Raw genomic sequence first — 22,416 nt, 5'->3', positions numbered from 1 at the left:
GGTCAACATTCATTTTCGAAGGTGGCGCTTATTCACCTTTCCGCCCTTACGGCGGGTCACTTTTTGTCAAACGCGACAAAAAGTAACCAAAAAACGCTGGCTCCTATCATCCGGCCCCTACGCTACGCTCCGGGGTTCCCTCGCTACGGGCCTGCTCCCGGGAGTACGCGCTGCAGGCCCCATCCATGGGGCCTCAGCGCTTGACGGGCATCCATGCCCGTCACCTCCCTCCGCAGTCCCTTCGCTCGGCCTCCTGAAGTCGCAATCGGCGGCGCCTGGACTACCGCGCGCTTAAAAGCAAAAGCAAAAGCAACGGCAACGGCAACGGCAACGGCAACGGCAACGGCAACGGCAACGTTGCAATTATTGGGCGAACGCACGCCCCAGACCACCCGGCACACCGCTGCTGTCAGTCTCCTGCCACGGCCCATCCGGGCTCAGCGACCAGCTCCAGCCGTTGTCGAAGCGGTAGTAGGTGCGCTGGCGGTAGAAGGTATTGGGCTTTTTCTCCAGCACATACACGCCCAACTTCGGGTCCCAATGGCTCGCCCCGCCAGGTGGCGGCGCGAAGCTGGCCGAGGTGCGTGGCATCGGTTTGGGCGTGGCCGCCGGCTTGCTCGGCGCAGGGGCCGGTTGCCTGTCCGGCAAGGGTTTGACCGCCGGCCCCGGCGGCGGCAGGCGTTCGATCGGTGGTTCGGGCTGCTCGTACGGCTCATGCACCGTACACGCAGACAAACCCAGGGCCAGGGTGATCAGGGTCAGGCGGACGATGCTGTGCATGGCATTGCTCTCTTACGGGTCGGGGCTGTCGATGGTCAGGTGCTGGATGGCCTGGGTGGCGCTGGGCAGTGGCGTGCCCTGGCCAATCCACTCGCCATGAGTTGGCTGGCCAGCGCGTGATACACGTGCAACGAGTTGGACTTCGGCAAAGTCCGACAGTTTCATCTGCGGCATCATGGCGTCAGCATCGGACAATTCCACTTCGATCGGCAACTGCGCCACGGTCACCCGCTTGGCCGCCAACGGCATGGGTGGGCCATTGCTGGCGCGGGCGAAAATGAACACCGTGTCGTCCGGCTTGACCTTGTCCTTCAACGCCGCCGCCAGTTCCACCCGCACCTTCAAGCGAGCCGCCACGGGCGCCGCAGCCTGCCCCGGCGAACCACCCAGGCGCTCGGCGGCGCGGTCGATACCGCCCTGCAGCGCCGCACGCGAGGCATCACCTTCCGGCAACTGCGCCAACAGGCGCTTCCAGTAATCGATGGCTTCCTGGTAACGCTCGCCCTCGAAGGCAGCGATACCACGCAGGCCCAGGCTGGTCACTTCATTGGGGTCGGCTTTCAGCGCCTCGTCAGTCAGCGCCTGCAGCTGCGGGCTCCATTTCTTGTCGGCGGCGAAGTACAGCGCCTGCGCCCACTGCCCGAGCAATTCGGGCTGGCGACCCGCCAAGGCCACGGCGCGCTCGAAGGTACGCGCGGCATCGCCAGGGCGCTGCTCGGCCATGTAGGCTCGGCCCAGGAAGTACACGGCCTCGGCCGAATCCGGCTGGGCCTGCACCACCCGTTCCAGGCGGGCAGTCATTTCCTCCATCGACTTGGGCGCCTCGGCAAACTCCTGGGTCAGTTCCACCTTGTCGGCCGCGCCGAAATGCAGGTACAGCCCCAATGCCAGCAGCGGCACCAGCAACGCTGCCAACAACGGCAGGGTCTTGCCCAGGTAGCCTTGGCGCGGAGTCTCGGTACCCTCGGTATCCGCCAGCAGCTCACGGGCGGCCTCGTCACGGCCCTTGGCCATCTGCGCCTCGTCGAGCACGCCGGCGGCCTGCTGGGTAGCCAGTTCGGCGACGCGCTCCTGGTACAGCGCCACGTTCAGGGCGGTGCGGTCTTCTTCCTGCTGGCGGCCACGGCCACGCAGGATCGGGATCAGCAGGAAGCTGAGGGCAGCGAGCAGCAGCAGGCCCGCGCTAAGCCAGAATTCAATCATGGGTCTGTTCTTTTTCCAGCAGTTTGGCGAGACGCTCGCGTTCTTCGGCGGACAACTCATTGGCGCCCTGCACGGCCGCACCGCGGCGCCGGCGCACGATCAACGCCAGCACCACGAAACCGCCGGCCAGCAAAATCCCCGGGCCGAACCACAGCAGCCAGGTACGCCCGCTGAGCGCCGGCTTGTAGCGCACGAAGTCGCCATAGCGGTCGACCATGAAGTCGACGATCTGCTGATTGCTCTTGCCCTCGCCGAGCATGCGGAATATTTCCCGACGCAGGTCGGCGGCAATCGGCGCGTTGGAGTCGGCGATGTCCTGATTCTGGCACTTGGGGCAGCGCAGCTCCTTGGTCAGCTGCTGGTAGCGCTCACGCTCGGCATCGTCGCGGAACTGGTAAGTGTCGATGGCCGCCTTGGCCACGCCTGCCAGGCTCAACCCCATGAAGAGCCCCAGCACGGCAGCTGCCAGCCCCCGCTTCATGGCTTGGCCTCGTCGACCAGGCCCTGGTACAGCGGCGCCAGCTGCTCACGCCAGACCGTGGCATCGACCACGCCAACATGCTTGTAGCGGATGATGCCCCTGGCATCGATCAGGAAGGTTTCCGGCGCGCCATACACGCCCAGGTCCAGGCCCAGGCTGCCCTGCTCGTCACGAATGTCCAGCTGATAAGGGTTGTGGAACTCGGCCAGCCACTTCAGGGCCGCCGCATTGTCGTCCTTGTAGTTGACCCCGTGGATCACCACGCCCTGCTGGGCCAGCTGGTTCAGGTACGGGTGCTCGACCTTGCACGACGGGCACCAGGTGGCCCACACATTGACCAGTGCCGGGCGGCCCCGCAAGTCGGCCTCGGTCAGGGTACGGTCGCCCTGGGTCGAGGCCAGGGAAAACGCCGGGAACGGCTTGCCGATCATTGCCGAGGGCAGCTCGTCGGGCTTGAGGAACAGCCCTTTGTAGAGGAACACCGCCACCAGCAGGAATACCGCCAGGGGGACTACCATGATCCAACGCTTCATGCAGCTGCTCCAGACACGCCCAGGGCATCACGCACCCGGGTCTTGACCTTGACGCGATAGCGCCGGTCGAGGGCCGCCAGCAACCCGCCCAGGCCGGTCAGCAGACCGCCCAGCCAGATCCAGCGGACGTAAGGCTTGATATGCACGCGTACCGCCCAGGCACCGTTCTCCAGCGGCTCGCCAAGGGCGACGTAGAGGTCGCGGGTAAAACCGGCGTCGATGCCGGCTTCGGTCATCATCGACTGCTGCACGGTGTACAGGCGTTTCTCCGGGTGCAGGGTGGTCACTTCACGGCCATCGCGGCTGACCACCACGGTCCCCTTGTCGGAGATGAAGTTCGGCCCTTCGAAGTGCCGGGCACCCTGGAACTGGAAGTGGTAACCGCCCAGTTCCACGCTCTCGCCCGGCGCCATGCGCAGGTCGCGTTCGGCGCTGTTGTTGCTCGACAGCACCACGCCCAGCGCGCACACCGCCAGGCCCAGGTGCGCCAGCTGCATGCCCCAGTAGCTGCGACCCAGGCCGGGCAGGCCCTTGAGCAGGCCTTTGTGGCGGGTCTTGTCGAGTATGTCGCGCAGCCCGCCAAGCACTACCCAGGCGGCCAGGGCGAAGGCGGTCAGGGTCGGCCAGTCGAAGTCGTCGACGATAAAGCCCGCCACCGGTGCGAGGATGGCGCTGCCGAGCAGCACCGGGGTCATCATGCTGGCCAGCCATTTGCCGGGGGTGTCTTTCCAGCGCACCACCACGCCCACGCCCAGCACCACCATCAGCAGTGCCATCAGCGGCAGGAACAAGGCATCGAAATACGGAGGGCCGACCGACAGCTTGGCACCGGTCAACGCATCGAGCACCAGCGGGTAAAGGGTGCCTAGCAGAATCATCGAGGCCGCCACTACCAGTACCAGGTTGTTGGCCAGCAGCAGCGTCTCGCGCGACCACAGGGCAAAGCCGACCTGGCTCTTGACCACCGGTGCGCGCAGGGCGAACAGGGTCAGCGATCCACCGACCACGAACAGCAGGAAGATCAGGATGAAAATGCCCCGCGACGGGTCGGCGGCAAACGCGTGCACCGAGGTCAGCACACCGGAGCGCACCAGGAAGGTACCCAACAGGCTCAGCGAGAACGCGGCGATTGCCAGCAGCACCGTCCAGCTTTTGAACACCCCGCGCTTCTCGGTCACCGCCAGCGAGTGGATCAGCGCCGTACCTACCAGCCAGGGCATGAACGAGGCGTTTTCCACCGGATCCCAGAACCACCAGCCCCCCCAGCCAAGCTCATAGTAGGCCCACCACGAGCCCAGGGTAATGCCGACACCGAGGAAGGCCCAGGCAACGATGGTCCATGGCCGCGACCAGCGCGCCCAGGCGGCGTCCAGGCGGCCACCGAGCAAGGCGGCGATGGCGAAGGCGAAGGCCACCGAGAAACCGACATAGCCCATGTACAGCATCGGCGGGTGAACGATCAGGCCAAAGTCCTGCAATAGCGGGTTGAGGTCGCGGCCATCGGTCGGCACCTGCGGCAGCAGGCGCTGGAACGGGTTGGAGGTGATGATCAGAAAGCTCAGGAAGCCCACGCTGATCATGCCCATTACCGCCAGCACGCGGGCCAGCATCACCTGCGGCAATTGCCGCGAGAACACCGACACGGCGAAGGTCCAGCCGCCGAGGATCAGCGCCCACAGCAGCAGCGAACCTTCGTGCGCACCCCACACGGCGCTGAACTTGTAGTACCAGGGCAAGGCGCTGTTGGAATTGCTGGCCACATAGGCGACCGAGAAGTTGTCGGTCATGAAGGCATGGGTCAGGCAGGCGAAGGCAAAGGCCAGGAAGGCGAACTGCCCCCAGGCCGCCGGCCGCGCCAGGCTCATCCACAGGCTGTCGCCACGCCAGGCGCCCAGCAGCGGTACGCTGGCCTGCACGGCGGCAAAGCAGATGGCCAGGATCATCGCCAGCTGGCCGAGTTCGGGGATCACCAGCGCCGCGTTCATGGCCTGGCCTCCCCGCCGGTGGCGGCCTGGCCGCTTTCCTTCAGGGCCTTGGTGACCTCGGGCGGCATGTACTTCTCGTCGTGCTTGGCCAGTACTTCATCGGCCACCACCACGCCATCGGCGTTGAGCTTGCCGAGGGCGACGATGCCCTGCCCTTCGCGGAACAGGTCGGGGAGGATGCCACGGTAGGTGATCGGCACCGACTTGTTGAAGTCGGTGACCACGAAGCGCACGTCCAGCGAATCCGACGAGCGCTGTACCGAACCCTTCTCGACCATGCCGCCGGCGCGAATGCGGGTGTCCAGCGGCGCTTCGCCATTGGCGATCTGGGTCGGTGTGTAGAACAGGTTGATGTTCTGCTGCAATGCGCTCAAGGCAAAGCCGACGGCAACCCCGACGCCGACCAGCAGGCCGACGATGAGCAACAGGCGTTTCTTGCGCTGCGGATTCACTGGTTGTTCTCCCGGCGCAAACGGCGCGCCTCATCTTGCAGGTAGCGACGGCGGGCCAGCACGGGCGCGGCGACATTCAGCGCCAGCACCGCCAGGCAGATGCCATAGGCCGTCCACACGTACAGGCCATGGTGGCCCATGGCGAGAAAGTCACCGAAGGTGGCGAAACTCATTGTGCGGCCCTCCGCCCCAGGCTGTTCAATACTTCGTCCTTGACCCAACTGGCGCGCGCTTCGCGCTTGAGTACTTCAAGGCGCATGCGCAGCAACAGCACCGCGCCAAAGAAGCAGTAGAAGCCCAGCGCCGTGCACAGCAGCGGCAACCACATTTCTGCGGGCATCGCCGGCTTTTCGGTGAGGGTGAAAGTGGCGCCCTGGTGCAGGGTGTTCCACCACTCCACCGAGTACTTGATGATCGGGATGTTCACCACGCCGACGATCGCCAGTACCGCACAGGCCTTGGCTGCACTGTCACGATTACTGATTGCCTGGCCCAGCGCAATAATGCCGAAGTACAGGAACAACAGGATGAGCATGGACGTCAGTCGGGCATCCCAGACCCACCAGCTTCCCCAGGTGGGCTTGCCCCAGATGGCCCCGGTGACCAGTGCCACGGCGGTCATCCAGGCACCGATGGGAGCGGCGCACTGCAACGCGACGTCGGCCAGTTTCATCTTCCACACCAGCCCCACCACCCCGGCTACTGCCAGCAGCACGTAGCAGGACTGCGCCAGCATCGCCGCCGGCACGTGGATGTAGATGATGCGGAAGCTGTTGCCTTGCTGGTAGTCCTGGGGGGCGAAGGCCAGGCCCCAGGTGATGCCGACCAGCAGCAGGAGCACGGCAGCGCCGGCAAGCCACGGCAGCATGCGGCCGCTGATGGCATAGAACCATTTGGGGGAGCCCAGCTTGTGGAACCACGTCCAGCTTATTTTCATCAGGGTACATCCAGGGTATTGGCCGGGCTTGAAAGCCCGGGACTCGTTATTCGCCGACGCTGATCTTCAGGCCGGCCGCTATCGCAAAGGGTGCCAGGGTCACGGCCAGCGCCGTCAGGCTGGCGAGCCAGAGCAGGTGGCCGGTTGCCGGCATATTCTGCAACGCCGCTTGCAACGCACCACTGCCCAGGATCAATACAGGGATATACAACGGCAGAATCAGCAATGCCAGCAGCAAACCGCCGCGTTTCAGACCGACTGTCAGCGCCGCACCCACCGCGCCCAGCAGGCTCAGCACCGGCGTGCCCAGCAGCAGCGAGCCGAGCAGCACCGGCAGGCAATGGCTAGGCAGCCCCAGCATCAGCGCCAGCAGCGGCGCCAACAATACCAGCGCCAGCCCGGAAAAGATCCAGTGTGCCAGCACCTTGGCCAGCACCAGCAGCGCCAACGGGTGCGGCGACAGCACCCACTGTTCCAGCGAGCCGTCCTCGAAATCGCTGCGGAACAGGCCGTCCAGCGACAACAGCACCGCCAGCAGCGCCGCCACCCAGACCAGGCCTGGCGACAAGGTTTGCAACAATTGGCTTTCCGGGCCGACTGCCAGCGGGAACAGCGCAACCACGATGGCGAAGAATACCAACGGGTTGGCCAGCTCGGCCGGGCGGCGGAACAGCAGGCGCGCTTCTCGGCGCAACAACAGGATGAATACGCTCATGCCGCCCATTGCCCCAGGTTCAGTTCACGGTAACCGGAGGGCTTGCGTTCCAGTGTGTGGTGGGTGGTCAGCACTACTGTGCCGCCCTGCTCGCAGTGGGCCGCCAGGTGCGCCTCGAGCTGCGCCACGCCCTGCTTGTCGAGGGCGGTGAAGGGTTCGTCGAGGATCCACAGCGGCGGGCTGGCCAGATACAGCCGGGCCAGGGCCACGCGGCGCTGCTGGCCGGCAGACAGGGTATGGCACGGCACGTCTTCGAAACCACGCAGGCCGACGGCCGCCAGTGCCGCCCAGATCGCTTCGCGGCTGGCCGGCTGGTGCAGGGCGCACAGCCAGGTAAGGTTCTCTTCGGCGGTGAGCAGGTCCTTGATGCCGGCGGCGTGGCCGATCCACAGCAGGATGCTGGCCAGGGCGTGGCGCTGCTCGGCCAGTGGCTTGCCGCCCAGCAGGATCTGCCCGGCCGTCGGCTGCATGAGCCCGGCCAGCAGGCGCAACAGGCTGGTCTTGCCGCTACCGTTGGGGCCGCTGATCTGCAGCATGTCGCCCGGCCGCAGCTCAAAAGCGAGATGCTCGAACAGCAGGCGCCAGTCGCGCTCGCAGGCCAGGCCCGCGGCTTGGAGGTGAAGGGTCACGGTTTCGCCTTATCTTTGTAGGGTTCCGGAGCGGTGTCGCCTGCTTCGCGGGCACGCCCGCTCCCACAAGGTTTCACGCAAGGCTTGAAAGCTGCGCAAGACCCTGTGGGAGCGGGCATGCCCGCGAAGCAGGCGACACGGCACTGAAGCCCTGTATCTCAAGTCGCCCCACTCGCTGCCGTTATACTGGCAACGACGGACGGTCGGCATTATTACACGCGCCGCCGCGCTGCCAAGAGGGCGGGTTCGACAGGTTGTATACAATCATGACTGAAATCAATAGTCTCGGCGCACAAACCACGATCAGCCCCCAGGCCTTGAAGGCAGGCATGACCGGCGAACTGCTGCGCCTGACGCAACCGCAGCCCGGCTTGATGGCCCCCGGCGAAACCGCACAGGCCGAGGTCATGTCGTTGCGCCAGGTGGGCCAGGATTTCCAGCTGGTGCTGCGGCTGATGCAGGCCAACGGCACCCAGACCCAGCTGCAAGCCAGCGCCAGCCAGCCCTTGCCCCAGGGCAGCCAGGTCACCGTCAGCCAGACCGAAAGCAACCGCCTGGCGATCATGCTGCAGCAGGCCAGCGCCAGCCAGGTCGCCACCCTCACCCAATTGGACACCAGCAAGGTGCCGGTCGGCACCCTGCTGCAGGGCAAGGTCCTGACCAACCAGGCGCTGGCCCAGGCGCCCGGCCAGCCCGCCGTCTACCGGGCGCTGGTCAGCCTGCTGAACAGTGCCCAGGCCGGCGCTACCTTGAGCGTGGACAGCCCGCGACCGCTGGCCGTCGGTAGCCTGCTCAGCGCGCTGGTGCAGGGCGACCAGTCTCTGCGCTTTGTACCGCTCAGTGGCCGCCAGGACCAGCTCAGCATTGCCCAGCAGCTGCTGACCCAGCAAAACCGCCAGGCTTCGCTGCCCGGGTTGCTCAATGCCCTGCAACAGCTGGCGCGCGATCCGGGCGCCGATGGCGAACTGCGAGCAAGCGCCGAACGCCTGCTGGCCAGCCTGCCGGAAGCCCGGCAACTGGGTGATGCCAAGGCAGTGGCTCAAGCCCTGAACAACAGCGGTGCCTTTCTCGAAGCCAAACTGCTGGGCGGCTTCCCGGCCAGCGTCGCCACCGACCTGAAGGCGCACTTGCTGCGGCTGATCGCCGTCGCACCGGCGAGCGTACCCGGAGCACCCAACCTGGCGCCCGCCAGCCTGGCCGTCACCATGCCGGCCCTGGCCCGCAGTGCGCTGGGCATGCTCGAACGGGTCAGCCCCAAGCCACAGCCGGGCGCATTCCCGCTGCCATCGCGCCTGCTCAAGGCCATGGAAGACGAAGGCGACCTGCAGCAACTGCTGCGACTGGCCGCCGCCGCGGTTTCGCGCCTGCAAAGCCATGCCATGAGCAGCCTTCAACAAACCGGTACGCTGGAAAATGGCAACCTGCAGACCACCTGGCAAACCGAAGTGCCGATCCGTCACGGCCAGGAGTTCATCCCGTTGCAGGTCAAGCTGCAGCGCGAGGAAACGCCACAACAGCAGGCCGACCGCCAACAGGAATCAGCCGACCCACTGCAAGCCCTGTGGCGTATCGAGCTGGCTTTCGACCTCTCGCCCCTTGGCCCGGTGCAGGTCCAGGCACAACTGAGCCAAGGCCGCCTGGGTGGCCAGCTTTGGGCGGAACGCGAGGCGACAGCCCGGCTGATCGACAGCCAGCTCGGCAGCTTGCGCGAACGCCTGTTGGCGCGGGGCCTGGATGTGGGTGATCTGGAATGCCATCCTGGTATCCCGCCACAAGGCCCGCGTACGCGGGTAGAACAACGCTGGGTGGATGAGAACGCATGACGCACCAACCTGCACGGCAGGCAATTGCCCTGTTCTACGACGGGCAGCAAGCCCCTACCCTCACCGCCAAGGGCGACGATGCGCTGGCCGAGGCCATCCTGGCATTGGCCCGCGAGCACGAAGTGCCGATCTACGAAAATGCCGAGCTGGTGCGCCTGCTGGCGCGCCTGGAGCTGGGGGACCAGATACCGGAGGCGCTGTACCTGACCATTGCCGAAATCATCGCCTTTGCCTGGCACCTGCGGGGCAAAGTGCCCGCGGGCTTCGATGACGAACCGGCCGCCCCAGAGGCAACCCCACCGCTGCTCGGAAGGCTGCTGCCCGGAGGCGAAGGCGCCTGACCGCCATGGTATTCATGCAAATTGCCTTTTTGCGCCATCTTGGTAACGTGCCGTTCAAGGTCAGGCGCTTGGCGATGTAAGGAATACTGTAATGCGTACCATCTGGTTCTTGCTGCTCCCGGGCACCCACATCCTTGATCTCGGCGGCCCGTTACAAATCATGGCGAGCCTCGAAGAACTCCAGCTGGCACCGGTCAACGTACGTTGCATAGCCGCCAGACAACAAGTCAGCAGTTTCCAGGGCGTGACATTGAGTGGCCTGCACCAGTTGCCTGAGCGGCTCGCACCGCAGGACTTGCTGTTCGTGGTAGGCAACAAGCTCTCTGAGACACCCGCCGAAACAGCGATATTGACCGCCACCGCCCTGTGGCTGGCGAAGGTGGTCAGGCAAACGCCGGATATAAAGCTGTGCTCCATATGCACCGGTGCGTTCCTGCTGGGCGAAGCTGGCTTGCTGGATGGCCGGCAATGCACCACGCACCATCGTTATGTCGACTTGCTTCGGTCGCGCTACCCAGCAGCCAAGGTGCTGGAGAACCGCCTGTTCGTCGAGGACGATGGCGTGTTCACCTCGGCAGGCGTGTCCAGCGGAACCGACCTGGCGTTGCACATCGTCAGCCTGGAATTTGGCAAGGTAGTGGCCAACCAGGTGGCGCAGGAGCTGGTCATCTACCGTCGCCGCGCTGGCGAAGATGTGCAACTGCGCGCGGCTGACCTGGCGCGCAACCACATCCACCCGTTGGTGCATGCGGCCCAGGACTACATCGATGCACACCTGGGTACCCACTTCAGCTTTGAACAACTGGCCAGCCAGTTCAATGTCAGCTACCGGCACCTGGCGCGGCTGTTCCGCGATAATACCGGTCAAACGCTGCAGAGCTACCTGCGCACCCAACGCATCGACCTGGCCCGTGAACTTTTGCGCAGCAGCCACCTGAACGTGGAACAGATCGCCGAACGTTGCGGCTACGGCAGCAGCCATGCCTTTCGCCTGGCATGGCGTCAGGAAATGCCGCAACCGCCACTGCAGTTTCGCCATGCTCTGGCCCACGAGGGCGCCTAGATTTCGACTGCTATCGCTCGCTTATCGCAGTCGGGGCGAAGCTTTCGGTGAAAAACTCCACCACGGCCCGGCGCGACGCGTCGCGCGCTGCCGGGTCAGGTGCCGAACGCCCCACGCCGCCCTGGCCACGATGCAGGAACGGGTCCTGATACTCCTGGGCGGCCTCCAGCCCATTGAAACCGTGCTCTGCGCCGGGGTAAACCAGCACCTGCGCCCGCGCCTGGTCTTCGCTGGGCAGGGTTGAAATAAGCGACGGGCAGGCACCCGGGTCATCGTCGTACTGGTCGTTTTCTCCTACCAGCACCAGCAAGCGCGCCGGGGCCAGGTGCTTGAAGGTATAACCCGGCACATGGTTGTAACCCCAGCACACGGGGTAGAACGCGGCCATCGAGATGGGGCGTACGCCTGAGGCTTGCTCCAGCTCGTCATTGATGGGTGCAGAGGCGGCGAGCATGGCCTGTACGCCCCCCCAGGAAAACCCGAGCACCCCCACGCGGTGGCCGTCGACGCCAGGCTGCTTGGCCAGGTAAGCCAGGGCGCCTGCCAGGTCCGGCAGGGTATCGTGCACGCGTGGCGGCCGCCCTTGTGCACCGCCTGTGAGCCTGCGCGCACCCCACATGTCCAACTCCAGCGTTGCGATGCCGCGGGCATTCAGGTCACCGCCATGCAACGGACCGCGCGAATCCATCCCCGCCGAGCCATGCAGGATGATCACGGCCGGTACCGGCCCCGCGGCTTTGGCCGGCAGCGACAACACAGCCGGAACCCGAATCGGTATCGCCTTGCCAGCGGATGGCAGTGGCTGACTATAGAAAGAGACCAGCCGTTTGCTGACCGTGGCAACGGTGCCGCTGTCGCCAGCGGCGACCTCAGCCCGGGCCGTTGCGAACTGAAGGGCGCAGCCCAGCACCAAGCTGATGGCCATTACTTTGAACATCTGGTTACCCCTGAACGTCATGAGCGGGTGTTGAACCGGCACCCGTTATCGAAAATTGACGGCGCCCGGCATCAGCCGCACATCGCCCGTACTGCCAGGCCGTCGACATGCCATTGGGTGAATGCCAACGGGTCGAGCATCGCCATGCCCGTCATCACGCAACTCGCCAGCACGAAAGCCACGGCATAGAAGCGCACTTCCTTCACGCAGGCCGTGCCATACACCGCGATCAATGCAAGGATCTGCACCCCCACGGCGAACACGCCAATGCCGAATCCTGAAGCGAGCAGTTCAGTCATTGAACACCGCGTTCCGGGCACAGCCGACCGGCACTGTCATGGATGATTGCAAGGACACGGCGTGGAAAGCCTGTTGCAGGTCGGCCTTGATATCGTCCACACGCTCCAGGCCAACGCACAACCTGATCAAACCATCCGTGATACCCGCCTGATGCCGCGCCTGTGCGTCCAGCCGCCCGTGCGTGGTTGTGGCTGGATGCGTGACCATGCTGCGGGTGTCGCCAATGTTGGTACAGCGCGCCACGCAACGCAGTTGGTCAATCCATTGCCAGGCTGCGGCCTGGCCCCCGACGATCTCGAAAGCCAACAGCCCGCCATGGCCGTCCTGCTGGCGGCATGCCAACGCGTGCTGGGGGTGGTGCTCGAGGCCGGTGTAATGCACCGCCGTCACCAGGTCCTGATGGGCAAGCCAGCGGGCCAGCTCGAAGGCGCTCTCCTGCGCCCGCATCATCCTGACTTCAAGGGTTTCCAGGCTTTTGAGCAGCAGCCAGGCGTTGAACGGGCTGCAGGAAATGCCCAAGGTACGCAGAACACCCCGCAACACCTGAATGAGGCTTTGCGAACCGGTCACGACGCCCGCCAAGGTACGCCCTTGGCCATCCATGTACTTGCCGGCGGAGTGGATGACCAGGTCCGCTCCCAGTGTGTGGGGCCGCTGAAAAACCGGGGTAAGCAAGGTGTTGTCCACCACCAGCAACGCGCCTTTTTCATGTGCCAGCAAGCTTATGGCGCGGATATCACCGATTTTCAGCAGCGGATTGGAGGGCGACTCCAACACCACCAGACGGGTCCTGCCGTCGATTGCCGAAGTCCACTGCGCCAGGTCTGTCAAATCGACGAACCGGGCCTCGATCCCGAACCGGGCCATGTAGTAGCTGAAGGCATTGACGGTAGTGCCGAACACGTCACGGCTGCAGACAATGTTGTCACCTTGCTGGAGAAAGGCGTGACAAAGCGCGGTGAAAGCGCCCATGCCGGAAGCGAACGCCACTGCGCTTTCAGCGTTTTCCAACGCTGCCACACGGCTTTCAAACGCTTGAACGGTCGGGTTGGTGAACCGGCTGTATACATTGCCCTGCTGTTGCCCGCTGAAGCGCTCGCAAGCCTCTTTCGCTGAAGCGAAGGTATAGGCGGACGTCATGGCCAAAGGCTCGCAGAACACATCGGACAGGTCACTGACCCGGTGAGCATGCAGCGCCCTGGTTGCATTGAAATCAGTTGCGTTGAAATCATCCAGGCCAATCACGGTAGATTGCATGGGTTTGCGCCTCCTTGTTTGCATTGAACAATGGGCAATTGATTGGTGGACTATTCAGGTTCGGCGAGTTGAGCGGCCAGGGTTTCGCTTGATGGGCGAACCGCTATCAGCCACAACGATGCCAGGGCAGCCACCGCCGTGGCCGTGGCCAGGCCGGCCAAGGTCAGCTGATAGCTTTGATGCCGGTCGAAATCCAGTGCGCCCAGCTGCGTGGCAACCAACGCGCCAAGTTGATGTACCAGGAACAGCATCCCGAACACCTTGCCTTTGATTTCGGCGCCATACAGCGCGAAGCAAAAGGCAGACGTGAGCACCACCGTTCCGAGGTAACTGGCGCCAAACAGCACAGCGAACACGTAGGTTCCGAGAGGCCCAGGCGTGGTCAGCAGCACGATGACCGCAGCGGTTCGCAGCAGGTAGAACATCATCAGCAGCAGCCCCTTGTTGTAGCGGGTGGCCAACCAGCCCGCCAGCAGGCCACTGACCAGCTCCAGCACACCTAACAGGCTCAGGCCGCTGGCCTGTACCGAACTGGGCAGCGCCTCACCCTGCCAGAACGACACCAGGTGAACATCGATGAACGCCATGGTGGCACCACAACTGGCAAAACTGAGGGCCAGCACGAAGAAGCGCGGATCACGCAGCAGAAACGTCACCGGATGCCTGACCTTTGCCGCCTGCGGGTCCGGCTTCAACGGCACGGTGCGGGATACCCAATACAGCGCCAGGCTCAGAGGCACCAGGAAGATCAGGCCAACCCAGGAGAACACCGACTGCCAGGGCACGCTCTGCTGCAGCATGATCCACAACGGCGACAGCACGATGAAGCCGATGGAGGTGCCGTTGGTGACGAATGCGAAAGCGAAGGCCTTGAACCGTTCGGCGACCAGGCGATCGACCAGAATACCCATGGGTACATAGGTCATCGCAGCAAGGGCAAAGGCGCCGAGCAGGCCATACAACAGGGTGAACACCAGCAGGTGCGAGCCCGCAAAGGTCACGCCCAGCAGCACCACCCCGCCGCTGACACTGCCCAGGGCCACCGTGCTCAAGGGGCCGACCCTGTCGCTCAACCAACCCACCACAGGCGATACCAGGCCGATGGTCAGGACGAACAGCGATCCTGCCGTGGCCAAGGCTGCGCGCCCCTCGCCAAAGTGGGAGGCCAGGTCGACGAAGTAGACCTGGTACAACCCCTTCAAGGCGCTGGACAGGAACATCACCACGAAGCCGACTACCAGCACCGAGACGATCAAGGTAGAGCTGAATTTCTGTTTCATGGGCAATCCTTATCGTGTGGGCATTACACCGCCTCGGCTTGCGGAGCTCGGCAATACGCCTGGTACATGTTTTCGTACATCGCGTAGAACAGCTGGCAGGTGTGGTCTACCGCCTGCAACGCCTCTTCCTGCATCTGCGCCGTGGTGCACAACTGCGAGACAAGGTCCAGGCCTTCATTGACATGGCCCACGTCTTCCTTCTGGTGTACCGAAAAGAACAGCAAGTCTTGTTCGGCCAGGCCATAGGCACGCCCCAGCAGCACATGCCGTGCATCACCTGCGACGGTCTCGAGGTTCTGCCCCTCGCTGGCGATCATCACTGCTGCCGCACCAATGTGATAACGCGCCGGGTCACGTACCGCTTGCAGGCGGAAATCGATCAACTCCCATGTAGCTGGCAGCGGTTGCTCGGCATCACGCTCGGCATCGCTGATACCGAGCGCCCTCAGGAAGTTCTGCATGAGCACGACATGATTGTCGGTGCGGGACAGCCGACCGGTTTCTTCTTCGAAACAATTGGTGATCAGCGCCCGCTTGTGAGCGGGCAGCGGGCAATGGAAGAACAGGTGCTCGACATAGGTCAGGAAATACTTGGTGAGCTGGTAGCCTTGCAGCGCGACCTTGCGCAGCAGCGGCCTGTTGCCCTCAGGCGCAAACAGTTCCTTGAAAATCGGGTGGGACAAGGTCAGATGGTGGTGCAGCTTCTGCTCCAACTGATCGCGAAAGTCTGCAGTAGATAAGGCCATTGGGGGTGTTCCTTGGGTCAGAAAGGCAGGTGCCGTTGACGGCGATGGCCGCAGGCAGTGTTGACGAAGGGCAAGTCAGTTCAGGTTGAGTCGCAGCGCAAGGCCTTCCACGGACTGGGCCATGTAATGGCCGCGATGCTTCACGCCGTCGACCCGTGCGTAGTCGTCCAGCACGCCGTAGGTCTGGAACCCGAAGGTTTGCCATAACCGGTGCGCCCGGGTGCCCTCGCGTACATCCAGGGTCAACAGCTCGATACCTTGGGCCTGGCACAGGCGCACGACTTCCCTGAAAGCCCTTGCCACCAGGCCGGTCCCGCGATAGGCCGGATGCACCACGCCCTTGCTCAGGTCGGCAATATGCCGGCAGTTCGGCATACTGCTGCGCGAAACAATGACCAGGCAGGCAGGCCCGGCCATTGCCTGGCCGAGCAAGACGTGGGTATTGCCGCCATGGATGCGCTCTTGCAACGCGGCAGTGAATTCGACGCTCTGCCCGGCAGACATCTCGTGCTCGTAACCCAGAACACCGCCATCGCCAACCGTGCTGTTGATGAGTTGCATGATGGCCGGCGCGGTATCGCTGTCGGCCTGGCGCAACCACTGCAACTGTGGCTCGCCGGGGGCCACCTGCTTTGAAGAGAGGGTGTTCATTGCGTAAATCCCTTGTGCGTACAAGCAGGGATTTAAACGTTTAAGGGCGACGTCGGGTAAGAAGGGAACCGGACAGGAAGCGGAAGGATAGTGACATGCACGACCAAAATGCCATCAGCGCCGGAGGGCCGGGGGGTGACGAGATCGGCCAGGCCGCGTACCGACATATCTACCACCGCTTTTACGTACCCCTGCTTCAACCTTGCCGGCTTCCTCTCAGCGCAAGGTACCCCCATGCATTCGACTCGCATCAACGTGATGGGCACGCATTACGTTATAGACCACCTCGGCCATGTGCCTCGCCCCGATCAAGAAGCCAACCGCGCCATCCGCCAATGGCTCGCGCAGCAAGGCCATGACCTGGACCCAAACCAGCTTGACGTCGTTACCCTCCACTACTGCCCTGACGGTGCAGGTGGCCAGCTGGCCGCAATCAGCCAACGTATCAGCCTGACCCAGGCACTGCTGGGCAACTGGCAGGGCGAGGCGGCCAATGACGTGTTCGGCAAGCTGCTGCAAGCACCGTGGGCAGGTACATTGCCCGCAGGCCCGCTACGGTTGGTGGACACCCTCCCGGCACCCGCCTTCAATCACTACGGGGCACCCTTCGAAGTATTCAACGGCCTGTTCCGGCGCACTGCCCCGCAACGCTACGACGCTTCCACCCATTTGCCGGTAAGCGCCGAAGCCTTCCAGCACTTCATCACCCAACTGGATTTCCAGCATCCTTTCAAGGCGGCGCTGGATGCCTACTGGCGAGACCATCTGCGCAGTCACAGGCTGGCGCTGAAGCTCAACTTCATCGCAGCTTGCAATAAACAGGTCAGCGAAGGCAGCCTCAGCGAGCCGGCGCGGCAACTGATCTGGCAAGCGGCCGGACTGATGCCACGGCGCGACACGCTGCGGCGCAGCACGTTGAGCATCTACGGCTATGCCGCGACCGACCTGCTGTACCTGAACGACCCCGCCACCGATCTGACGGTGTTGTACGTACCTGGCAATAGCTCACCATTGCTGACGTTCAGCAGCGAACGAGAATTGAAGGCCTGGGTCGGCGAACAATGCAAAGACCCGGCCAGGCGCCAGGCCCTGAAACAGCATTTTCGCTTGGCCGATTACCCGCATGGCCTTGATTTCAGCGGCCTTGACACCGCCATGGAGGGGCTCGGCGCCTTCCCTGAGCGTCACCTGCTGCCGCCCGAACACGGCTATTTCAACGACGACGGCACCTGGCCACCGCAAACCTATGTCAACTACCGGCCCGCCAAATACAACCCCAGGATCAAGGGTGACCTGTTCCAAGCGTTGGCCGAGCGCCAGCGCCAGCGCAGCTACGACGATGCCGCATTTCTGATCACTGCTGACAGCGAGGTTACCAAGGCCAGATGGCGTGGCTACCTCACCACCACGCTCAACCTGCTTGCGCCACTTTGCATGGTGGTGCCGGGCCTGGCGCCTCTGCTGGCCGTCGGCGGCATCGCCCAGTTTGGCCTGGGGCTCGACCAGGCGATCAATGGCAAGTCATTGCAGCAGCGCCAGGGTGGCATCGACAACATCACATGGGGCCTGTTCAACGCGCTGCCACTGGCGGCAGACGGGGCCTCGAGGGCCTCGGCGCTATTCGAATTCAAGACCGAGGGCTTCGCCCCACCGACACGGTTGCGTGATCAGATCGGCTACCCACTGAGCCCGCTGTATCCACCGCGCTTTCCCGAACCCGAGGGCGCCCGCTATTTCCATGTCACCGACCCGATCGAGCCCCTGGCGGACAGCGATCAGGCAGTTGCCGACGCAGTCATTCGCACACCGCAGTACGATGGTGAACCAGACAAGCTCGCAGCCAGCATCGATACCTACAACACCCTGGTCATCTACGACATGGCAAGGGACGTGTTCATCCAGGCCGAGGATGTGAACCAGGTCGACCCCGTCGGTTTCGTGGCGGTACCCGGCAGCAGGGACCTGCGACCTGCACCGCAAGGGCGTGTGGCAACCAATGCAATGCGCGTCCGGACCCTGCGGGCGCTGGGCGTGGACCTGCCATTGCCGCTACAGGTGCCGGCCAGAGCGCCGGGCAGTTGGCCAATACCCAAGCACATCTCCTGCCTGTGGGTCGGTGACCAGGTCATCGGCCCGGAACTGCTGGCCAACCTGGGCCAGAACGCAGCGCGGTTGCAAGGCAGCGAATACAGCATCCGGTTGTTCCTTTCCAGCACAGCCCGGCAGGCCTATGCCGAAAACCTGGACCTGCTGACCAGTCATGCCCCGGGCTTGCAGGTGCTGCCGCTGGAAGAGCAGGCCTTCTTCAGGGCTTTCCGCCAAAGCAGGTACTACGCGCAGTACGACGCTGCCCTGGATGGCAACGGCGGTGTCGCCCGCAACTATGCATCGGCATGCGATGTGCTGCGCTACCCGATGCTGCACCACGAAGGTGGCTTGTACATGGACGTCGATGACACGTTGCTGGCACCAGGCGAATACCCATTGATCATCGACGGGCGCCCGGAAGGCGACGCCAGTGAGCCCATCGACCAGGTCGAGCTGAGCACCGACGCCAATGGGCTGCTTCTGGCACCGCCCATGTCCAACGAAAAGATGAGCATGAACTGCCTCTACAACTCCAGCCTTATCGGCAGCCACCCCGGCAACCCCACCCTGGAGGCCATTTCCGAAGAGATGTACGCACGCTACCAGCTCAATCGCGACTTCTACGACAGCAAACCCAGCCTTGCCGACGACCCGGCGAACTTCTATTTGTACGCCAAGCGCCTCAGCTATCTCACCGGCCCTGGCTTGCTCAGCGACGTGGTCGATAGGCAACTGCCTAGCCTGCGTCTTCTGCGACAGCTCATCAATCTCTATGGGATACCGCGCATCAACGCCTACCAGTTCGTCGATTTGCCGCGCATGTGCGAGGCGGTTCGCAAGCTGCTGCCCCTGAACCGGTTCTCCAAGGTCGGTGGCAACCATTCCTGGAGCCGAACATGACCCAGCGCCAACCCGTGGTCGGCGCAGCCGGCCAAGATTACGTCAAGGCAATGTTGGGTTCCGTGCCACGCCCGGACCGCAATGCCAGTGCCGCCATCCGCGACTGGGCACGCCAGCAGCAACTGGACCTGGAACCCGACAACACACTTGCGGTGACCTTGCATTGCAAATTCGTACCCAAGCGGGGTTGGCTGGCCAAGGTCGTCCAACAAATGAGCCTGACCGAAGCACTATTGAGCAATTGGCAGCAAAGCGGCTATTCCAAGGCTGCCGAGCAAATCGCGCAGCTGCTGCTAAAAGGCGGAACGGCTGCCATCGACCTGCTCGGTTCACTGCCGGACCTGTCCCTGCTGCACGGTCGAGCGCGCTGGGCCCAGGAATTCAGTCACGGCCAGGTGACTATCGTCGATGAGTTGCCCGGAAGCGGCCTGGCCCATGACATTGATGTGCACACCGAATTCCATGGCCTTTTCCGCCAGACCGCACCCATGCGCTACGACGCCGGCACTTATGTCCAGGTAGACGCCACGACCTTCCAGGCTTTCATCTGGCAGCTCGACTTCCAGAACGTATTCAAACGCCAGCTCGATGCCTTCTGGGCCGGTACCGCCAGTCAGTACAGCGCCAGCGCGTGCATCGCATTCCTCGCTGCCTGCAACCGGCAAGCCTTGCGTGGCAACCTCAGCGAACACGGGCGCAGCCTGGCGTGGCGGGCGGCTGGAGTGGAACGCCGTCACCACGGCGCAAGCCTAAGTGCCAACGGGGTAGATGCCAGGCTGCTTAACATCAATGGTTACCCATCAAGCGACATCCTCTGCCTGAGCGATATCCGCAGTCACCTCACCCTGCTGTACATCCCGGGCAATTCGGCACCGCTGCATGAGTTCGCCAACCCGGGCGCCATGCGTGCGTGGCTGGCAAGGCAATGCCGCGATGCAGCCAAGCGGGCTGCCCTGCTTGCGCACTTCAGGACTTGCGATGTTCCGGACAGGATTGGCCGGTCGGGGTTGCGCCGGGTGCTTCGGGGCCTGGCCGATTTTCCGCCCCGCCAGATCATTCGGCCTGCAACCAGTGTGTATCGCCTGGTCAGGGTATGGAACCCGCATACCCTGATCAACTACAAGGCGGAGACTTACAGCCCACGCGTCGAACACAACCTGTTCGACGCATTGACGGTGGCCCAACGTCAACGCAGCCAATCCGACGCCGACTTCCTGATCACGCGCGACAGTGAAGTGACCAAGGCCGCATGGCGCAGCTATTTCTACCTGACCATGAACCTGGCCACACCGTTTCTGCTGGTGGTTCCCGAACTGGTCCCCCTGGCTGTCGTGGCCGGGGTTGCGCAATTTACAGTAGGCCTGGACCAGGCACTGCACGACAAGCATCCGGACCAACAGCTCGAAGGCGCCGAGCAGGCCGTGTTCGGCCTGCTGAACGCAGCCCCGGGGCTGGCGCGCGGGGTCAAGGCGAGCGAGGCGCTGTTCGGCCGACGCCCTATTGGCTTCATCAAACCGGTGAGGCTCAATGGCCGCATAGGTTACCCGCTGAGCCCGGTATCGCCGCCACGCTGGCCCGGCCCGGCGATGACACCCTATTTCCAGGACCTCGCAGAAGCAGGTGACCAAGTGGCTGCCACCTGGCCCGGCGCCGACTCACACGTTGCCCGCTGCGTAACGCGGCGCAGGGCATTCGGCACGGGTGACGAACTGATCGGCGATGCGGGCAACGGCCCCCACCCACTCTACTACGACGCCCGACAGGACAGTTTCGTGCTCAAGTACCCCAACGGCACACGCGGCGCCCAGCACTATGTGGCCAGCACCGACCCGCTGCAGCCCTCGATCAGCCGGCTGCTGCCCGATACGGACCCGTCGCGGGAAATCAGCCCGGCATCGCGCTCGCGTACGCTGCGGGCACTGGGTATCGATCTGCAGCTGCCCGTCGACCTCGACGCCCTGGGGACCGCACCAGGCATACCCGTCCCCAGGCAGGTTTTTCACATCTGGCTGGGTGACAGGACGATCGCCGGTGATTACCTGGCTGCGCTCGACAACAACGTACAGGCACTGCGCAACAGCGATTTCACGCTCAAGCTCTACCTCTCCAATGCAAACCCTCAGGCATTCGAACGCAACATGACCCTGCTGCAGCCCCGCATCGCCGAGGGGCTGAAGGTGGCGGTGCTGGAGCACCAGACCTTCTATCGCCAGTTCGAGGCAAGTGAATACTTCGGCCAGTACCAGGCTGCGCTGGAAGGGAATGGCGGTGTGGCGAGCAACTTCTCCTCGGCCTCGGACATCTTGCGCTACCGCGTCCTGCACAGCGAAGGGGGCATCTACCTGGATATTGACGACCATCTGCTGGTCGAGCCGGACGCAACCGGGCAGCTGCGGGCAAAGATCGACAGCGTACCGCTCACCACGCCACTCGACGGGCTGCTGCTGAGGAGCCCGGTGTGCAATGCGCAATTGGGCATGTATACCAGCTACAACACCAGCATGATTGGTAGCCGTGCTGGCAATCCGGTGCTGAATGCCATATCCGACGAGATACTGACCCGCTACCTCACCCCAGAGGGCCAGGCGTTCTACCAGGTCCCCAAGCCGCCGCGACAGTATGCGGCGGCATTCCAGGCCTATACTGAAAGGCTCAACACGCTGACCGGGCCTGCGGTGCTCAACCACGTGATCGACCAACGTCTACCTGAGCTGTACACCTTCAGGCAGGTGGCAGACCTGGCAAACATGCACACCCTGAACTACGACGCGCTGCTGGATGAAGCAGCACAACGGCGTGCAGAGCTGCGCTTGCTGCCACTGGAAGAGGTCGCAATGGCGGGGAACGCACAGGGCTACTGACTGCCGAGCGAGCCTGCACGGCCGCTGCAGCAGATGGCCGCCCAATGCTCATGGCAATCAGTTGCTGCGATGCAGCTTGCTCATCAGCTCGGCCTCGGCCTGGGTGAGGCCGCAGCTTTCGGTCAGCTCGGCCACGCTGGCCCCCATGCCCACCAGCTTGGCCGCTTGGGTGAAGGTGACGTTGTGCGGGTCGCGTTGCTCCAGCTGCTGGATCTTGTCTGGCAGCGGAGCAACCGCCACGCGCAGGTCATGCAGCGCCTCGCCCATGCGCACGGTACCGTTCTGGTAGTCGTCCAGGCGCTTGGCCAGGTCCTTGATGCGCTGGTCACGCAGCGCATCACCCGCCGCCTGCTGCGCAGCCAGCTCGCGCTGGCGCTTGCTGTAGTTGAGGAAAAACCACAGGCTCAGCGCCCAGACCAGCGCCAGGAAGATGACAGCAACCTCTAGGATCAAC

At 63.7% G+C, this 22,416-nt stretch carries 22 protein-coding genes; 5 read left to right on the top strand and 17 right to left on the bottom strand.

The window, feature by feature from the left end:
- Positions 1-363: 363 nt before the first annotated feature.
- From CAF92_RS19290 to ccmA, 10 genes are read right to left on the bottom strand one after another with little or no spacing between them, the layout of a single operon-like run.
- Positions 364-780: a hypothetical protein gene (locus CAF92_RS19290; protein WP_025340051.1), complete on the bottom strand. Its 417-nt coding sequence runs from the start codon at positions 778-780 to the stop codon at positions 364-366.
- A 12-nt stretch (positions 781-792) separates the two neighbouring features.
- On the bottom strand, positions 793-1,983 hold the full coding sequence (ccmI, locus tag CAF92_RS19285) for a c-type cytochrome biogenesis protein CcmI (protein WP_085601637.1): 1,191 nt from the start codon (positions 1,981-1,983) through the stop codon (positions 793-795).
- A complete protein-coding gene (locus tag CAF92_RS19280) occupies positions 1,976-2,464 on the bottom strand; it encodes a cytochrome c-type biogenesis protein (RefSeq protein WP_025340052.1) in 489 nt (162 codons plus the stop codon). Before CAF92_RS19280 ends, ccmI begins: the two co-directional genes overlap by 8 nt.
- A complete protein-coding gene (locus CAF92_RS19275; protein ID WP_085601636.1) occupies positions 2,461-2,997 on the bottom strand; it encodes a DsbE family thiol:disulfide interchange protein in 537 nt (178 codons plus the stop codon). The genes CAF92_RS19280 and CAF92_RS19275 overlap by 4 nt, the downstream gene beginning before the upstream one ends.
- Positions 2,994-4,967 (bottom strand): heme lyase CcmF/NrfE family subunit, encoded by a 1,974-nt coding sequence (locus CAF92_RS19270; RefSeq protein ID WP_178081808.1) that lies wholly within the window; start codon positions 4,965-4,967, stop codon positions 2,994-2,996. Before CAF92_RS19270 ends, CAF92_RS19275 begins: the two co-directional genes overlap by 4 nt.
- An 11-nt stretch (positions 4,968-4,978) precedes the next feature.
- Entirely contained in the window at positions 4,979-5,434 is a 456-nt protein-coding gene (ccmE, locus tag CAF92_RS19265) for a cytochrome c maturation protein CcmE (RefSeq protein ID WP_015271187.1), read from the bottom strand.
- Positions 5,431-5,607 (bottom strand): heme exporter protein CcmD, encoded by a 177-nt coding sequence (gene ccmD, locus CAF92_RS19260; RefSeq protein ID WP_013973562.1) that lies wholly within the window; start codon positions 5,605-5,607, stop codon positions 5,431-5,433. Before ccmD ends, ccmE begins: the two co-directional genes overlap by 4 nt.
- A complete protein-coding gene (locus tag CAF92_RS19255) occupies positions 5,604-6,371 on the bottom strand; it encodes a heme ABC transporter permease (RefSeq protein WP_012273476.1) in 768 nt (255 codons plus the stop codon). The genes ccmD and CAF92_RS19255 overlap by 4 nt, the downstream gene beginning before the upstream one ends.
- Before the next feature lie 46 nt (positions 6,372-6,417).
- Positions 6,418-7,095, bottom strand: a complete 678-nt coding sequence (gene ccmB, locus CAF92_RS19250; RefSeq protein WP_013973563.1) for a heme exporter protein CcmB — start codon at positions 7,093-7,095, stop codon at positions 6,418-6,420.
- Positions 7,083-7,715 (bottom strand): cytochrome c biogenesis heme-transporting ATPase CcmA, encoded by a 633-nt coding sequence (gene ccmA / locus CAF92_RS19245; RefSeq protein WP_013973564.1) that lies wholly within the window; start codon positions 7,713-7,715, stop codon positions 7,083-7,085. The genes ccmB and ccmA overlap by 13 nt, the downstream gene beginning before the upstream one ends.
- A 266-nt stretch (positions 7,716-7,981) precedes the next feature.
- Here ccmA and CAF92_RS19240 point away from each other — a divergent pair, with 266 nt between their 5' ends.
- From CAF92_RS19240 to CAF92_RS19230, 3 genes are all read left to right on the top strand, one after another.
- Positions 7,982-9,538, top strand: coding sequence for a flagellar hook-length control protein FliK (locus CAF92_RS19240; RefSeq protein WP_085601635.1), 1,557 nt, complete (start codon positions 7,982-7,984; stop codon positions 9,536-9,538).
- On the top strand, positions 9,535-9,879 hold the full coding sequence (locus CAF92_RS19235; RefSeq protein ID WP_046614562.1) for an EscU/YscU/HrcU family type III secretion system export apparatus switch protein: 345 nt from the start codon (positions 9,535-9,537) through the stop codon (positions 9,877-9,879). Before CAF92_RS19240 ends, CAF92_RS19235 begins: the two co-directional genes overlap by 4 nt.
- A 91-nt stretch (positions 9,880-9,970) precedes the next feature.
- A complete protein-coding gene (locus tag CAF92_RS19230) occupies positions 9,971-10,942 on the top strand; it encodes a GlxA family transcriptional regulator (protein ID WP_085601634.1) in 972 nt (323 codons plus the stop codon).
- A gap of 10 nt (positions 10,943-10,952) precedes the next feature.
- Here CAF92_RS19230 and CAF92_RS19225 read toward each other — a convergent pair whose 3' ends face one another.
- The 6 genes from CAF92_RS19225 to CAF92_RS19200 all read right to left on the bottom strand — a co-directional run bounded on the left by CAF92_RS19225 (position 10,953) and on the right by CAF92_RS19200 (position 16,113).
- A complete protein-coding gene (locus CAF92_RS19225; protein ID WP_085601633.1) occupies positions 10,953-11,879 on the bottom strand; it encodes a dienelactone hydrolase family protein in 927 nt (308 codons plus the stop codon).
- Between the two features lie 71 nt (positions 11,880-11,950).
- Complete coding sequence (locus tag CAF92_RS19220; protein ID WP_085601632.1) at positions 11,951-12,178, bottom strand: hypothetical protein; 228 nt, start codon at positions 12,176-12,178, stop codon at positions 11,951-11,953.
- Positions 12,171-13,436, bottom strand: a complete 1,266-nt coding sequence (locus tag CAF92_RS19215) for an aminotransferase class I/II-fold pyridoxal phosphate-dependent enzyme (RefSeq protein WP_085601631.1) — start codon at positions 13,434-13,436, stop codon at positions 12,171-12,173. Before CAF92_RS19215 ends, CAF92_RS19220 begins: the two co-directional genes overlap by 8 nt.
- A 50-nt stretch (positions 13,437-13,486) precedes the next feature.
- Positions 13,487-14,716: an MFS transporter gene (locus tag CAF92_RS19210; RefSeq protein WP_046614566.1), complete on the bottom strand. Its 1,230-nt coding sequence runs from the start codon at positions 14,714-14,716 to the stop codon at positions 13,487-13,489.
- A gap of 23 nt (positions 14,717-14,739) precedes the next feature.
- Entirely contained in the window at positions 14,740-15,462 is a 723-nt protein-coding gene (locus tag CAF92_RS19205; RefSeq protein ID WP_085601630.1) for a TenA family transcriptional regulator, read from the bottom strand.
- A gap of 75 nt (positions 15,463-15,537) precedes the next feature.
- Positions 15,538-16,113, bottom strand: coding sequence for an N-acetyltransferase (locus tag CAF92_RS19200; protein WP_085601629.1), 576 nt, complete (start codon positions 16,111-16,113; stop codon positions 15,538-15,540).
- 234 nt (positions 16,114-16,347) lie between these two features.
- Between CAF92_RS19200 and CAF92_RS19195 the strand changes: the two genes are divergently transcribed.
- Both CAF92_RS19195 and CAF92_RS19190 read left to right on the top strand, forming a co-directional pair.
- On the top strand, positions 16,348-19,101 hold the full coding sequence (locus CAF92_RS19195) for a dermonecrotic toxin domain-containing protein (RefSeq protein WP_085601628.1): 2,754 nt from the start codon (positions 16,348-16,350) through the stop codon (positions 19,099-19,101).
- Positions 19,098-21,962: a dermonecrotic toxin domain-containing protein gene (locus CAF92_RS19190; protein WP_085601627.1), complete on the top strand. Its 2,865-nt coding sequence runs from the start codon at positions 19,098-19,100 to the stop codon at positions 21,960-21,962. Before CAF92_RS19195 ends, CAF92_RS19190 begins: the two co-directional genes overlap by 4 nt.
- 57 nt (positions 21,963-22,019) lie before the next feature.
- Here CAF92_RS19190 and CAF92_RS19185 read toward each other — a convergent pair whose 3' ends face one another.
- Positions 22,020-22,415 carry a DUF2802 domain-containing protein gene (locus CAF92_RS19185; protein ID WP_023663283.1) on the bottom strand — a complete coding sequence of 132 codons (396 nt, stop codon included), beginning with the start codon at positions 22,413-22,415 and terminating at the stop codon, positions 22,020-22,022.
- Position 22,416 lies beyond the last annotated feature (1 nt).

Source organism: Pseudomonas sp. B10(2017), assembly GCF_002113295.1.
GTDB classification, from domain to species: Bacteria; Pseudomonadota; Gammaproteobacteria; order Pseudomonadales; family Pseudomonadaceae; genus Aquipseudomonas; species Aquipseudomonas pudica.
This window is presented reverse-complemented; position numbering and strand designations above follow the sequence as displayed.

What these genes read in the sequence shown, in the direction of transcription:
- CAF92_RS19275 (WP_085601636.1), bottom strand. Translation starts at nt 2,997, where the DNA reads ATGAAGCGTTGGATCATGGTAGTCCCCCTGGCGGTATTCCTGCTGGTG.
- CAF92_RS19210 (WP_046614566.1), bottom strand. Translation starts at nt 14,716, where the DNA reads ATGAAACAGAAATTCAGCTCTACCTTGATCGTCTCGGTGCTGGTAGTC.
- CAF92_RS19220 (WP_085601632.1), bottom strand. Translation starts at nt 12,178, where the DNA reads ATGACTGAACTGCTCGCTTCAGGATTCGGCATTGGCGTGTTCGCCGTG.
- CAF92_RS19240 (WP_085601635.1), top strand. Translation starts at nt 7,982, where the DNA reads ATGACTGAAATCAATAGTCTCGGCGCACAAACCACGATCAGCCCCCAG.
- CAF92_RS19255 (WP_012273476.1), bottom strand. Translation starts at nt 6,371, where the DNA reads ATGAAAATAAGCTGGACGTGGTTCCACAAGCTGGGCTCCCCCAAATGG.
- ccmI (WP_085601637.1), bottom strand. Translation starts at nt 1,983, where the DNA reads ATGATTGAATTCTGGCTTAGCGCGGGCCTGCTGCTGCTCGCTGCCCTC.
- CAF92_RS19235 (WP_046614562.1), top strand. Translation starts at nt 9,535, where the DNA reads ATGACGCACCAACCTGCACGGCAGGCAATTGCCCTGTTCTACGACGGG.
- CAF92_RS19205 (WP_085601630.1), bottom strand. Translation starts at nt 15,462, where the DNA reads ATGGCCTTATCTACTGCAGACTTTCGCGATCAGTTGGAGCAGAAGCTG.
- CAF92_RS19190 (WP_085601627.1), top strand. Translation starts at nt 19,098, where the DNA reads ATGACCCAGCGCCAACCCGTGGTCGGCGCAGCCGGCCAAGATTACGTC.
- ccmB (WP_013973563.1), bottom strand. Translation starts at nt 7,095, where the DNA reads ATGGGCGGCATGAGCGTATTCATCCTGTTGTTGCGCCGAGAAGCGCGC.
- CAF92_RS19230 (WP_085601634.1), top strand. Translation starts at nt 9,971, where the DNA reads ATGCGTACCATCTGGTTCTTGCTGCTCCCGGGCACCCACATCCTTGAT.
- CAF92_RS19280 (WP_025340052.1), bottom strand. Translation starts at nt 2,464, where the DNA reads ATGAAGCGGGGGCTGGCAGCTGCCGTGCTGGGGCTCTTCATGGGGTTG.
- CAF92_RS19225 (WP_085601633.1), bottom strand. Translation starts at nt 11,879, where the DNA reads ATGTTCAAAGTAATGGCCATCAGCTTGGTGCTGGGCTGCGCCCTTCAG.
- CAF92_RS19195 (WP_085601628.1), top strand. Translation starts at nt 16,348, where the DNA reads ATGCATTCGACTCGCATCAACGTGATGGGCACGCATTACGTTATAGAC.
- CAF92_RS19290 (WP_025340051.1), bottom strand. Translation starts at nt 780, where the DNA reads ATGCACAGCATCGTCCGCCTGACCCTGATCACCCTGGCCCTGGGTTTG.
- ccmD (WP_013973562.1), bottom strand. Translation starts at nt 5,607, where the DNA reads ATGAGTTTCGCCACCTTCGGTGACTTTCTCGCCATGGGCCACCATGGC.
- CAF92_RS19215 (WP_085601631.1), bottom strand. Translation starts at nt 13,436, where the DNA reads ATGCAATCTACCGTGATTGGCCTGGATGATTTCAACGCAACTGATTTC.
- CAF92_RS19200 (WP_085601629.1), bottom strand. Translation starts at nt 16,113, where the DNA reads ATGAACACCCTCTCTTCAAAGCAGGTGGCCCCCGGCGAGCCACAGTTG.